This is a genomic window from Micromonospora sp. NPDC000089 (assembly GCF_042899365.1).
Lineage (GTDB): Bacteria > Actinomycetota > Actinomycetes > Mycobacteriales > Micromonosporaceae > Micromonospora.
Genome location: NZ_JBIAZT010000006.1, coordinates 163544 through 178523, shown reverse-complemented (window position 1 = coordinate 178523; position 14980 = coordinate 163544). Strand labels below are relative to the sequence as shown.

Here is a 14980-nt window from a genome sequence, read left to right as displayed (position 1 = left end):
GTGGACGTCCCAGGAGAGACCCGGTGGGACCGCGCCGGACCGACAGCCTTCCAGCCAGGAGCGCGCATGACCGAGCTTTGCATCGACGGCGGCGTCCAGGCGACCACCCTGCTCGACGTCCTGCGGGCCAACGCGGCCCGCGACCCCGGGGCGGTCGCCTTCGCGCATCTGACCTACCCCGCCGGCACCGACACCTCCGACGGGCGCGGAGTGGTCCGGGAGCTCACCCGAGGGGCCTCCCATCGACGTTCAGCCGCCCTCGCGGCGGCCCTCGCCGACCACCTGCCGCCGGCCGGCCGGGTGCTGGTGCTGCTGCCCCCGGGGCTGGACTTCCTGGTCGGCCTGATCGGGGCGATGTACGCGGGGGGCGTGGCGGTGGCCTGCCCGCCTCCGGTCGACGGGGCCGGCGACCCGCGCACCGAGCGGGCCGTACAGATCGCCGGTAACGCCGAGGTGTCCGTGGTGGTCACCACCGCGGAGCTGGCCGACCGACTCGGCGAGCTGCGTGAGCGGCTCGGCGCGGACGTGCCGTGGCTCGCCGTGGACCGGCTCGACGAGGGCGCCGCCGACGGTTGGGCGCCCCCCGAGCTGACCGGTGACGACCTCGCACTGCTCCAGTACACGTCCGGTTCCACCGGTGCGCCCAAGGGCGTGATGGTGAGCCACCGCAACCTGCTGCACCAGATCGACCAGACCGTCGCGCTGGCGGGGCTGCCGGCCGGCGCGAACGTGGTGAGCTGGATCTCGCCGTACCACGCCCTCGGGGTGGGTGGACACCTGTTGTTGTCGCAGTACCTCGGGGGGCGGGCGGTCTTCCTGACCCCGGAGGACTTCGTCGCCGACCCGCTGCGCTGGCTGCGGGCCATCTCCGACACCCCCGGTCCGGTCTTCGGTTGCGCCCCGAACTTCGCCTTCGAACGCTGCATCAGCCAGGTCCCGCAGGACCGGCGGGCCGGGCTGGACCTCTCCGGTTGGCACACCACCTTCAACGCCGCCGAGCGGGTCCGGGCCAGCACCATAGCCCGGTTCAACGACGAGTTCCGCGGGTCCGGGTTCCGCCCGGAGACGATGGGCCCCGGCTTCGGGATGACCGAGGCGATGCTCTTCCTCACCGGTCGGCACGCGGAGCCGGAGCCCTTGGTGCTCCGGGTCGACGCCGCCGAACTGGAGCAGGGCCGGGTGGTGCCGGTCGACGGTGGTGAGCGCAGCCTCATCCTGGTCGGCGTCGGCCCGGCCGGGCCGCACTGCGAGATCGTGGTGGTCGACCCGCAGACCCGCCAGGTCGTCGCCGACGACCGGGTAGGGGAGCTGTGGGTGCGCGGCCCGGTGGTCTGTCAGGGCTACTGGCGGCGCCCGGAGTTGTCCGAGGAGACCTTCGGCGCGCGGCTGGCCGACGGAACGGGGCCGTTCCTGCGTACCGGTGACCTGGGTTTCCGGCACGACGGCGACCTGGTGCTCTGCGGTCGGCTCAAGGAAATGATCATCATTCGGGGGCGCAACCTTTACCCCCAGGACGTGGAGATGACCTGCGAGCGGGTGCATCCCGCGCTGGCGGGGGCTCCGGCGGCGGCCTTCGCCGTGGAGGTCGAGGACCAGGAGTGCCTGGTCGTGGTGCAGTCGATCGCCGACACCATCGGGGTCGACCTCGAGGACCTGGCCCGCCGGTTGCGCGCCGCGGTCACCAACGAACACGAGGTCGAGGCGCACGAGGTGCTGCTCGTCGGTCCGGACGGGGTCGCCAAGACGGTCAGCGGCAAGGTGCAGCGGGGAGCGTGCCGGGACCGCTACGTCGCCGGCGAGCTGCGCCCGCTGGCCCGGGCGGGCCGCCCGCCGGTCACCGCCCCGGTCGGGGGGCCGCCGACCGCCGCCCCGATGCGGGACATGCTGCTCGTCCTCGACGAGGCGCTGCGCACCCCGGTGCTCGTCGCGGAGCTGCGCCGTCGGCTGGCTGTGCTGCTGGGCGGCGCCACCGACCAGGTCGCCACCGACGTGCCGCTGGCCGGGTTGGGCCTGGAGTCGCTGCGCGCCATCGAGCTGCGCCGCGACCTGGAACGTGACCTCGGAACGCCGCTGCCCCTGGCGGAGTTCATGCGCGGGTCGGTGACCGATCTCGTCCGCCGGGTCACCGACCAGCTCGGGACCCGCGCCGAGGGCGAGGTGGTCAGCTGGCGCCCGCTCACCGCCGACCCGGCGCACCGGCACGACTCCTTCCCCCTGACCGAGCAGCAGTACGCCTACTTCGTCGGCCGGGGCGGCGGCTACGACCTGGGTGACGCCTCCGTCCACCTCTATCTGGAGGTGCAGAGCAGCGACGTCGACCTGGACCGGCTCACCGCGGCGTTGAACCGGTTGGTCGAGCGGCAGGAGATGCTCCGGGCGGTCATCGAGGCCGACGGCACCCAACGGATCCTCCCGCCGGACCGGATCGAGCCGCTGTCCATCCCCGCCGTGGACACCGAGGGCATGGACGACACCGCGCGGCGCGCCCACCTGGACGCAACGCGGGACGAGCTGAGCCACCAGGTCCTGCCCCCGGGCCACTGGCCGATGTTCGAGGTCCGGGCGACCCGCCTGCCCGGCCGGGTCACCCGACTGCATGTCAGCCTCGATCTGCTGATCGCCGATCTGGCCAGTGTCCGGCTGTTCTTCCTGGAGTGGGGGGACCTCTACCGGGACCCGCAGGCGTACCCGAAGCGGCCGGGGGTGTCCTTCCGCGACTACGTGCTCGCCCTCGACCAGGTGCGCGAGTCGGACGCCTACGCCAGGTCCCGCGCCTACTGGCTGGAGCGCATCCCGGGGTTGGCCGCCGGGCCGGAACTGCCCACCGTGACCGCGCCGGCCGGGGTCGAGCGCAGCCGGCGTGCCCAGGTGCTCAAGTCGGACCGCTGGGGCCGCTTGCGGGAGCGGGCCTCCGAGCTCGGGGTCACTCCCACCGTGGTGCTGCTCGCCGCGTTCTCGGCGGTACTGGGCAGGTGGAGCCGGAGTCCCCGGTTCGTGCTCAACGTGCCGCTGTTCAACCGGCTTCCGCTGCACCCGGAGATCGACACGGTCATCGGCGACTTCACCGCCGTGACCCTGCTGGAGGTCGACGTCGCACCCGACGACGGCCTGGCCGGCCTGGCCGAACGCATCCAGCGTCAGCTCTGGCAGGACCTGGAGCACCGCTACTTCTCCGGGGTGGAGGTGCTGCGTGAGGTGAGCCGGCAGCGCGGTGTCCGCCCGGGCACCTTCGCGCCGGTGGTCTTCGCCAGCGGGCGCGAGCAGGGTCGCGACCCGGAGGGCGCCCAGGGCGCGCTGGGCGCGGCTTGGCTCGGTGAGACGACCTATGTCGTCTCACAGACCCCGCAGGTGCAGTTCGACCATCAGGTGTACGAGGACTGCGGCGCGCTGGCCTTCAACTGGGACGTGGTCGAGGGGCTGTTCCCGCCCGGCCTGGTCGACGAGATGTTCGAGGCGTACTGCGCGTTGCTCACCCGGCTGGCCGACGACGCCGACGCGTGGGGACCGGGTGCGGTGGACCTGCTGCCCGCCGCGCAGCGGGAGCTGGTGGCAATGGCCAACGACACGGCCGGTCCGCTAGCTGCGGGGTTGCTGCACGACCGGCTGCTGGAGTGGGCCCGCCGCGAGCCGGACCGTCCGGCCGTGGTGTCGCAGGAGGGCGCGCTCAGCTACGGGCAGTTGTACCGGCACGCGCTGGCGCTGGCCGACCGGTTGCGCGGCCTGGGCGTGGCCCGCAACCAACTGGTGGCGGTCGCGGCGGAGAAGTCGCCGGCGCAGGTGGTGGGGGCGTTGGCCGTCCTGGTCGCCGGGGCGGCCTACCTTCCGGTGGACCCGGACCTGCCGCCGGAGCGGCAGGACCACCTGGTCACCTTCGGCGGTTGTGGGGTGGTGCTGGCCACTGCCGACGGGCCACGCCGGCAGTGGCCGGACGGGGTGACCGAGGTGACCGTGGACCTGTCGGTCGACCCGCCGGCCCGCGACGACACCCCGGCGGAACCGGTGGCCGGACCCGACGACCTCGCATACGTGATCTTCACGTCGGGTTCGACCGGGGTGCCCAAGGGCGTGATGGTCCGCCACCGGGCGGCGCGCAACACCCTCGACGACGTGTCGTCGCGCTGGTCGGTGGGCCCGGACGACGCCGTGCTCGGACTGTCGTCGTTGAGTTTCGACCTGTCGGTGTACGACGTGTTCGGCGTGCTGGGCGCCGGCGGACGGCTGGTGCTGCCGCGGCAGGGCAGCAACCGCGACCCGGGACACTGGGCTGACCTGGTGGTCGAGCACGGGGTGACGGTGTGGAACTCGGTGCCGGCGTTGGCGCAGATGCTGGTCGACCACGTTGGCGGGCAGGACCGGGCAACGGGCCTGGACTCGTTGCGGCTGTGCCTGCTCTCCGGTGACTGGATCCCGGTCGGCCTCGCGGAGCGGTTGACGGAGCTGGCGCCGCAGTGTCTGCCGGTCAGCCTGGGCGGCGCGACCGAGGCGTCGATCTGGTCGATCTGTCACGAGATCACCGACGTGGATCCGTCGTGGGAGTCCGTCCCGTACGGCCGGGCGATGCGCAACCAGAGCTTCCACGTGCTCAACGACCGGTGGCAGGAGTGCCCGCTGTGGGTGACCGGTGAGCTGTTCATCGGGGGAGCGGGTCTGGCCGACGGCTACTGGCGGGACGAGGAGAAGACTGGCGCGCGCTTCGTCGCCCATCCGGTGACGGGCGAGCGGCTCTACCGCACCGGGGACCTGGGACGCTGGCGCCCAGAAGGACTGATCGAGTTCTTGGGCCGCGAGGACTTCCAGGTCAAGGTCGGCGGTTACCGCATCGAGCTGGGTGAGGTCGAGGCGGCGCTGACCCGTCACCCGAGGGTGGCCGCGGCCGTCGCCGCCGCCCCCGGCGACCGGCACCACCGCCGCCTCGTCGCCTGCCTCGTCCCCGCCGCGGGGACCTCGTCGGGCGGCTCCGGACATGATCTGGTGCAGGGCGACGGCGACAAGCGGATCCTCGGCGACGTGGAGACCGACGCGGCCCGACGTACCGATTTCACGGTGGCCCGCAAGGGACTGCGTCGTGATCTCACCGCACCGGCCCTCGCGCTGCCGCAGGCCGAGGACCAGGTGGCGACCCGCCGGGCATGGACCCGGCGGACCAGCAGGCGGTCCTTCCGCCCCGAGCCGGTTCCGCTGGCCGCGCTCGGCCGACTGCTCGAATGCCTGCGTTCGCACGACGCGGAGCTGCTGCCGAAGTACCGGTACGGGTCGGCCGGGTCCCTCTACCCGGTGCAGACCTATCTCCACGTCCGGGCGGACCGGGTCGACGGGCTCGCCGGCGGTGCCTACTACTACGACCCGGCAGAACACCGCCTGGTGCCGATCGACTCCGGGGTGGCGATGCCCGCAGACGTGCACGTCTCGGCCAACCGTGCCACCCACGAGCAGAGCGCCTTCGAGATCTTCCTGGTCGGCCGCATGTCGGCCATCGCCCCGCTCTACGGGGACCGGGCCGTGCACTTCTGCCTGCTCGAGGCGGGTGAGATGACGCAGTTGCTGGAGGACGGCGCACCGGAGCACGACCTGGGCCTGTGCCAGGTGGGCATGGTCCGCGACGAGGACACGGTCCGCCGCACGCTCGCCCTGGACCCGCAGGACGTGCTGCTGCACAGCCTGCTCGGCGGCGCGTACCAGCCGGCGGTCCGGAACGCCCCCGGCGACACCCTGATCGACGACGTACGCGACCACCTGCTGCGTGTCCTGCCCGGCTACATGGTGCCGGCGACTCTCGTGACGGTCGAGAAGCTGCCGTTGACCGCGCAGGGCAAGGTGGACCGCTCCGCGGTGGAACGGATGGCCCTCACAGCAGGCTCAGGCGCCGCCCCGGGGGTTCGCGCGCCCTACGTCCCGCCGACCCGGGCGGTGGAACGGGCCATCGTCGATGCGCTGCGGGCGAACCTGGACGTGGAGCGCGTCGGCCTCGACGACCGGTTCTTCGACCTCGGTGCCGACTCGGTGATCGTCGTCCGGGTGTACCGCAGCCTCTGCGCGGCCCTGGGCCGCACATTCCCGCTGATGAACATGTTCGAACATCCCACGGTCCGCCAGCTCGCCCTGTGTCTGGACGGCGGCGACGACACCGACGGCGCACTGGCCGACGCGTTCGACCGCGCCGGTCGGCGTCGTGATCGGCGGCGCGGCCGGTCCACCTCGGAGGAGATCAACTCATGACCTCGGACGATTCCACCGGAGACATCGCGATCGTGGGCATGGCGGGTAGGTTCCCCGGAGCCCCGGACATCGGCACCTTCTGGCGCAACCTGCGCGGCGGCGTCGAGTCCATCACGTTCTTCGACGATGAGGTCCTGCGTGCGGCGGGGGTGCCCGAGGGGCAGCTGGCCGACCCCCGCTACGTCCGGGCGGCCTCCGTGCTCGACGGGATCGACCTGTTCGACGCGGCCTTCTTCGGCTACAACGCCCGGGAGGCGGCACTGATCGACCCGCAGCAGCGGATGTTCCTGGAGTGCGCCTGGCACGCGCTGGAGGACGCCGGTCACCCGCCCGGCACGGTTGACGCCACCGTCGGCGTGTACGCCGCCAGCTCGCTCTCGACGTACCTGCTGTCCAACATCCTGGGTGGCCGGAGGATCTCCTCGATCGCCGAGACCCTCGAACTGCTGGTCACGAACGACAAGGACTACCTGCCGAACCGGGTCAGCTTCAAGCTCGGGCTCGGCGGCCCGGCCGTCGCCGTGCAGACGGCCTGCTCCTCGTCGCTGGTGGCGGTGCATGTCGCCTGCCAGGCGTTGCTGGAGGGGGAGTGCGACGTCGCCCTGGCCGGCGGCAGTGCCGTCCGGCTGCCCCAGCCCAGCGGCTACCTGTGGGAGGAGGGCCTGGTCTTCTCCCGGGACGGGCACTGCCGCCCGTACGACTCCGCCGCCACCGGAACGATGTTCGGCAGTGGTGTCGGGGTGGTGGTCCTGAAGCGGCTGAGCGACGCGCTCGCCGACGGTGACCACGTCGAAGCGGTGATCCGGGGCAGCGCGGTCACCAACGACGGCGCGGGGAAGGTCGGCTACACCGCCCCGGGGGTCGACGGTCAGGCCCGTGCCGTCGCCACCGCCCTCGGCGTGGCCGGGGTGGACCCCGACACGGTCAGCGCGGTCGAGGGGCACGGAACCGGGACACTGCTGGGTGACCCCATCGAGGTCACCGCGTTGACCCGGGCGTTCAGCGCCCGCACCCGCCGCCGCGGCTACTGTGCCCTCGGGTCCGTGAAGTCCAACGTGGGACACCTGGACACGGCCGCCGGGGTGACCGGGCTGATCAAGGCGGTACTCCAGCTGAAGCACCGGGAGCTGGTGCCGAGTCTGCACTTCGACAAGCCCAATCCGGAGATCAACTTCGACGACTCGCCCTTCGTGGTGAACACCGAACTGCGCGAGTGGACGGTCACCGACGTGCCGCGCCGGATCGGGGTCAGCTCGTTCGGCATGGGCGGCACCAACGCGCACGTGGTCCTCGAGGAGGCGCCCACCCCGGCGCCGCTGCCGCCGCCGGCCCGCGAGCCGCAGGTGATCACGCTGTCGGCGCGTACCCCGGCGGCGCTGGACGCGGCCGGCGCGCAGCTGGCCGCGGCCCTCGCCGCGCCGGACGCCCCGCCGCTGGCCGACGTCGCCTGGACGCTGCACCGCGGCCGGGGCCCGGCCCGGCACCGCCGCACCGTCGTCGCCACCGACCTCGCCGACGCGGCCGCCGCGCTGGCCGACCCGACCCGGGCGGTCACCGGCACCGCCGTCGACCGGCCCCGGCTGGTCTTCCTCTTCCCCGGCCAGGGCAGCCAGTACCCGGGCATGGGCGCCGAGCTGTACGCCACCGAACCGGCCTACCGGGACGCCCTCGACGCGGTCGCCGCCGACCTCGCCCCGCACCTCGGCCTGGACCTGCGCACCGTGCTGCACCCCGCCGACGACGCCGACCCGGCTGCGGCGGCCCGCCGGCTGGAATCCACCGACCTGGCCCAGCCGGCCCTCTTCGCCGTCGAGTACGCCACCGCCGCGATGCTGGCCTCGTACGGCATCCTCCCGGACGCGATGATCGGGCACAGCGTCGGCGAGTTGACCGCGGCCTGCCTGGCCGGCGTCCTGGATCGGGCCGACGCGGCCCGCCTGGTGGCCGCCCGGGGCCGGCTGATGGCGGCCATGCCGCCCGGCGCGATGCTCTCGGTGGCCCTCGGCGAGGACGACGTACGCCCCCTGCTCACCCCGACGCTCGCCCTGGCCGCCGCCAACGCCCCCGAGCTCTGCGTGGTCTCCGGCCCGGACGAGGACGTCGACGCCCTGGCCCGGGTGCTCGACGGGCGGGGCGTGTCGCACCGCCGGCTGCACACCTCGCACGCCTTCCACTCGGCGATGATGGATCCGGTCACCGAGCCCTTCGCCGCCGAGCTGGCCGGCGTCCGGCTCACCCCGCCGACGCTGCCGTTCGTCGCCAACCGCACCGGCGAGTGGATCACCGACCGGGAGGCCACCGACCCGGCGTACTGGGCCGGGCACATCCGGGACACGGTGCGCTTCGGCGCGTCGGTCGCCCGGGTCGCCGGCCCCGACGCGGTGCTGCTGGAGGTCGGCCCCGGCCGGACCCTGGGCACCCTGGCCCGGCAGGTCACCCGGGACGCCACCGTGCTGACCAGCCTGCCCGCCCCCGGCGACACGCCGGCTGCCCCGCACCCCGGGCCCACCCTGCTCGGCCGGCTCTGGGCGGCCGGCGTCGACGTCGACCTCACCGCCGACGGCCCGCGCCGCCGCGTGTCCCTGCCCGGCTACCCGTTCCAGCGCCGCCGCTACTGGATCTCCCCGAGCGGACAGGCCGCCGCCACCGACCTCAGTGGCCTGCACGACACCCCGCAGGAGTCCGCCGCCGACCCGACCGCGGTGCTGGATGGGCGGCCCCACCTGCAGACCCGGTACGTCGCCCCCCGGGACGACCGGGAACGCCTGGTCGCCGCGATCTGGCAGGAGCTGCTCGGGGCGGACCCGGTCGGCATGGACGACAACTTCATCGAACTGGGTGGGCACTCGCTGCTCGCCACCAAGGTTGTCGCCCGGGTCAACGAGGCGTTCGGTACCCGGATCGGGCTGCGCGAGATGCTCGCCGCACCGACCGTGGCCGGACTGGCCGCCCTGGTCGCGGCCGGCCGGGCCGACGACAGCGACGCCGACGAGCCAGAGCCCGGCCTGCCCCCGGCCGTCCCCGCACCGGAGCAGCTGCACGAGCCGTTCCCGCTCGCCGAGATCCAGCAGGCGCAGTGGCTGGGCCGGCTCGGCAGCGTGGAGGGCGGCAACGTCGCCGCGCACGTCTACTGGGAGGTGGAGACCGGCGAGGTCGACCTGGCCGCTCTCACCGAGAGCTGGCGGGAGGTCGTCCGCCGGCACGGGATGCTCCGGGCCGTGGTCGGTGACGACGGCCGCCAGCGCATCCTGGCCGACCCCGGGCCGTACGTCATCGAGGCCACCGACCTGCGCGACCGCCCCGCCGACGAGGTGGAACGCACCCTCGCCGAGCTGCGCGAGACGCTGTCGCACCAGATGCGCCCGGTGGACGTCTGGCCACTTTGGGACGTGCGGGCCACCCTGCTGCCCGGCGGTCGGACCCGGCTGCACCTGGGCTTCGACCTGATGATCGCCGACATCGGCAGCATCCGGCTGGTCTCGCGGGACTGGCGGCGCATCCACCAGGGCATCGACGACCTCGCCCCCCTGGAGCTCTCCTACCGGGACTACGTGCTGGCCACCGAGGAGTTGCGTGGCACCGGGCTGCACCGCCGCTCGCTGGAGTACTGGCGGCAGCGGATCAGCGAGCTGCCGCCCCGGCCGGACCTGCCGCTGGCGATCGCCCCCGCGGCGGTCGCCCGCCCGGAACCGGTCTCCTTCGACCTGGAGCTGGACCGGGCCACCTGGAAGCGGATCACCGACACCGCCGGCGGGTACGGCCTGACCGCCTCGTCCGTGCTGCTCGCCGTCTACGCGTACGCCCTCGGGGCCTGGTGCCGCTCGGGCCGGTTCACCGTCAACGTCACCGTCACCAACCGGCTGCCGGTGCACCCGCACGTCGGCGACCTGGTCGGTGAGTTCGCCTCGTTCGATCTGCTCCCGGTCGACCTGGCCGCGGCGGGCAGCGTCGAGGGGCTGGCCCGGCACCTGCAGGAGCAGAGCTGGCAGGACCTGGAGCACCGCTACGTCAGCGGCGTGGAAGTGCTGCGCGAGATGGCCCGGGCCCGCGGCGGCGCGGCCGGTGCGGTGATGCCGGTGGTCTTCACCAGCACCGTCGTGCAGGAGAACGAGCCGGGCGACGAGACCTGGTTCGGCTGGCTCGGCGAGATGGTCCACGAGGTCGCCCAGACCCCGCAGGTGTGGCTGGACTTCGCCCTGCTGGAGACCGCCGACGGGGTGCGGATGAGCTGGCACGGGGTCCGCCAGCTCTTCCCCGACGGGGTGCTCGACGCGGTCTTCGCCGCGTTCAGCCGACTCACCACGGCGCTGGCCGAGGGCGAGGCCGCGTGGCGGCGTGACCCGGGCGACCTGCGCCCCGCCGCCCAGCGCGAGCTGGTGGCGGCGGCCAACGACACCGCCGGTCCGCCCGCCGCCGGGCTGCTGCACGACCCGCTGCTCGACTGGGCCCGCCGCGAGCCGGACCGCCCCGCCGTCATCGACGCCGACGGGCAGGTGGTCAGCTACGGCGAGCTGTCCCGGCACGCGCACGCCGTCGCGCACCGGCTGCGCGACCTGGGCGTGGAGCGCAACGAGCTGGTCGCGGTCGCGGTGGACAAGTCCGCCGCCCAGGTCGCCGCCGCGCTCGGGGTGCTGCTCGCCGGGGCCGCGTACCTGCCGGTGGACCCGGACCTGCCCGACGAGCGGCAGGACCACCTGGTCACCTTCGGCCGTTGCCGGGCCGTGCTGTCCCGGGTGGACGGTCCGCGCCGCGACTGGCCGGTCGGGGTCACCGAGCTGACCGTCGACCTGAGGGCCGATTCGCCGGCCGGGCAGGACGCCCCGCTGCCGCCCGCCGGCCCCGACGACCTGGCGTACGTCATCTTCACCTCCGGCTCCACCGGCACCCCGAAGGGGGTGATGATCCGGCACCGGGCCGCCCGCAACACGATCGATGACGTCACGGAACGCTGGTCGATCGGCCCGGACGACGCCGCCCTCGGCCTCTCCTCGCTCAGCTTCGACCTGTCGGTCTACGACGTGTTCGGGCTGCTGGGCGCCGGCGGCCGGCTGGTGCTGCCCCGGCACGGCAGCAACCGCGACCCCGGCCACTGGGTGGACCTGGTCACCGCCCACCGGGTCACCGTCTGGAACTCGGTGCCCGCGCTGGCCCAGATGCTCGCCGACCACGTCGCCGGCCAGGGCCCGGCGGACGCGCTGGCGTCGGTCCGGCTCTTCCTGATGTCCGGCGACTGGATCCCGGTGGACCTGCCGCCGCGGCTGCGTGAACTGGCCCCGGACTGCCTGCCGGTCAGCCTCGGCGGGGCCACCGAGGCGTCGATCTGGTCGATCTGCCACGAGATCGGGGAGGTCGACCCCGGCTGGGAGTCCATCCCGTACGGCCGGGCCATGCGCAACCAGAGCTTCCACGTGCTCAACGACCGGTGGCAGGAGTGCCCGCTCTGGGTGACCGGCGAGCTCTTCATCGGCGGCATGGGCCTGGCCGACGGGTACTGGCGGGACGACGAGCGGACCGCCGACCGGTTCGTCACCCACCCGGTGACCGGGGAGCGCCTCTACCGCACCGGGGACCTGGGCCGCTGGCGGCCCGACGGGACCATCGAGTTCCTCGGCCGGGAGGACTTCCAGGTCAAGATCGGTGGTTACCGGATCGAGCTGGGTGAGATCGAGGCGGTGCTGGGCCGCCAACCGGGGGTCGCCGCGGCCGTCGCCGCCGCCCCCGGCGACCGACACCACCGCCGCCTCGTCGCGTACCTGGTGCCCGCCGACCCGGCGGCCGACCGGGACGCCCTGATCGACCAGGTCCGGGCGGCGGCGGTGGACGCCCTGCCGGCGTACATGGTGCCGCAGTCGCTGCTGACCCTGGACCGGCTGCCGCTCTCGGCGAACGGAAAGGTGGACCGTGCGGCCCTGCCCGACCCGGCCCGGCTGAGCGGCCCGGAGGCCCCGGCCGGGGTGGCGACCCCCACCGCCGTCCTGCTGGCCCGACTCGCCGCGGAGGTGCTGGGCCAGCCCGAGGTCGGCCCGTTCGACAACTTCTTCGCCATCGGCGGTGACTCGATCACCGGCATCCAGATCATCAGCCGGGCCTCTGCCGAGGGGATCGAGATCACCCCCGCGGACCTCTTCGCCCACCAGGTGATCGCAGAGCTGGCCGGGGTCGCCGAGGCGCGAGCCGCCGCCAGCGGCCGGGGCATCGCTGACCAGACCTTCCCGCTCACACCGTGGCAACGCGCGCTGGTCGGACCGGACGGCCCCACCCGACCGCTCGGCGTTCAGGTGCTCGACATGCCGGTGCCGGCCGAACTGGACTCCGACGCCGCCGGCCGGGTGCTCGACGCGCTGCTGACCGCCCACCCGGCACTGCGGCTGCGGCTGGTGCCCGGGTCGGACGGCTGGCGGCAGCGCGTGAGCGCCGGCGACGAACAGTACGTGCCGCTGATCGACCTCGCCCCGCTACCGGTGGCGCGTCGTGACAACGCCCGCGCCCAGATGGTCGCCGACATCCGGGCCGAACTGGATCCGGTCGACGGGCCGCTGACCCGGGCCGCCCTGTTCGATCTGGGCGACGGCAACCGTCGGCTGATCTGGCTCGTCGCGGACCTCAGCGTGGACGCCCACTCCTGGCCGTCGCTCTACGCCGACCTGCGGCGCGCCCTGCGCTCCGCGGTCGGCGGCGGCGCGCCGGACCTGGTCGGCCCGCCCGTTCCGCTCGGCCGCTGGGCCGAACGGTTGGACGACGCGTTCACCGCGGCGGCCGGCGGCGACGCGGCGGAGCCGCTGCCGGACGACGAGGCCGGACGGCAGCCACTGTCGTTGGCGTCCGCGCCTGGCGGCCCCGCGTACCGCCGGCTGCTGCGTGTGCCGGCGGACGCGGCGGCGGCCCTGCTGGACGCGGCGTCGCGGGCGTACCGGCTGACCGCCGACGAGGTGCTGCTGGTGGCGTTGGCCACCGCCCTGCGAACCTCAGGCGCGCAGCGGGCGGTGGTCGACGTCGAGCGTGACCTGCGTGCCGACGGGGTGCCCGAACTGGACCTTTCCGGCGCGGTCGGCCCGTACTCGACGGTCGTCCCGCTGACCGTGCCGCTCACCGGTGAGCTGGTCGATCTGGTGTCCGCGGTGAAGTACGCCCGTGGGGCCGGTGCCGGCGTCCCGGGGGGCGGGCGACCCCCGGCCCAGCTTCTGGTGCGCCATCTCGGTGACCTCGACGGGGCCTCCGGGGCGGCGGCGGAGCCCGCGCGGGCCCCCCAGGCCCATGACGGACCGGGGCACCGGCTCATCGTCACCGGCCATCTCGCCGCCGGCGAGCTGTGGGTCGAGTTGCACGCGGCCCGCACCGGCGGGGACGACGGGCCGGTGCTCGACGCCGTGGCCGAGGCGCTGAGCGCCGCGCTGGCGGAGTTGCCCGCCCGCTGCGACCACCCGGGAGCATCGGCGGTGGACCCGGGTGACTTCCCGCTCGCCGGGCTCGGTCGCGACGACCTCGCCGCCTTCCTGGCCGCGGTCAGCGGCCGCCGGGCGGCGGCGCCCGCCGACCGGCTCGCGACCCAGGCCGATCCTGAGGGAGCCGCCCGATGACCGTCCACCCCGCACCGGACGTACCGAAGCCGGTCACCTGGCTGCCCGAGTCGGACCGCGCCTGGCGCGACACCGTGGCCGGATTCGCCGGGCAGTGCGTGGGACCCCGCGTCCAGGCCATGGACGAGGCCGCCCGGATCGACCCCGATCTGGTACAGGAGCTCTTCAGCGCGGGCCTGATGGGGGTGGAGATCCCCGAGATGTACGGCGGCGCCGGCCGGGACCTCTTCGCGGTGGCGCTGACCATCGAGGAGATCGCCCGGGTCGACCCGTCGGTGGCAGTCCTGGTGGACGTGCAGAATGCGCTGGTCGCCAGCGCCCTGCTGCGCCATGGTGACGGCGACGCCCGCCGCCGCCACCTGCCCCGGCTGGCCAACGGGACCGTGGGCGCGTACGCGATCAGCGAGCCGGACGCCGGCAGTGACGCCTTCGCCGGCCGCACCCGGGCGGTCGCCGACGGCGGTGGGTTCGTCCTCGATGGTGCGAAGCGCTGGATCAGTGGCGCCGCCGAGGCCGGGCTGTTCGTGGTCTTCGCGCGACTGGTCGACGTCGGGCTGACCGCGTTCCTGGTCGACCGGGGGAGCGCCGGTCTGACGGTCGGGCCGCCGATCGCCAAGATGGGCATCCGGGCCAGCTCCACCTGCGACGTGACCTTCGAGGGGGTGCGGGTGGGCCGCCGGGACGTGCTCGGCCGCCCTGGCGCGGGTGAGCTGCTCGCGGCGGAGACCCTGAACGTCGGCAAGGTCGGGATCGCCGCTCAACTCGTCGGCCTGGCCCAGGGCGTGCTCGACGCGGCCACCGGCTACGCCAGCCGACGTGAGCAGTTCGGCCAGCCGATCGCCGCGTACCAGGGGGTGTCCTTCCCGTTGGCCCGCCTCGCCGCCGAGTTGCAGGCGGCCCGCGCCCTGCTCTACGACACCACCCGGCTGCTGCAGCACGGCGGATCGCCGGCCCAGCGGCTGCGGGCCACCGCGATGGCGAAGTACGTGGCGTCCGAGGTCGCGGAGCGGGCTGCGGCGTTGGGGGTGGAGACGCTCGGCGCCAACGGCTTCATCCCCGGCTACGGGGTGGAGAAGTTCTTCCGGGACGCCAAGGTGGGCAAGATCTATGAGGGGACGTCCAACATGCAGTTCCGTACGATCGCCGCGACCACGGGTCGGGTCTCCGACCGGCCGGAGGGCTGAGGC

Annotated in this window: 3 protein-coding genes; all 3 read left to right on the top strand. The window is 74.1% G+C overall.

The features are described from left to right. Nucleotides 1-66: 66 nt before the first annotated feature. The 3 genes from ACFY3U_RS13900 to ACFY3U_RS13890 are packed head-to-tail and all read left to right on the top strand — an operon-like array spanning nt 67 to nt 14977. Nucleotides 67-6216 (top strand): amino acid adenylation domain-containing protein, encoded by a 6150-nt coding sequence (locus ACFY3U_RS13900; protein WP_387200188.1) that lies wholly within the window; start codon nt 67-69, stop codon nt 6214-6216. Then, nucleotides 6213-13793, top strand: coding sequence for an amino acid adenylation domain-containing protein (locus ACFY3U_RS13895; RefSeq protein WP_387200185.1), 7581 nt, complete (start codon nt 6213-6215; stop codon nt 13791-13793). The genes ACFY3U_RS13900 and ACFY3U_RS13895 overlap by 4 nt, the downstream gene beginning before the upstream one ends. After that, a complete protein-coding gene (locus ACFY3U_RS13890; protein ID WP_387200183.1) occupies nt 13790-14977 on the top strand; it encodes an acyl-CoA dehydrogenase family protein in 1188 nt (395 codons plus the stop codon). The genes ACFY3U_RS13895 and ACFY3U_RS13890 overlap by 4 nt, the downstream gene beginning before the upstream one ends. Nucleotides 14978-14980: the final 3 nt, after the last annotated feature.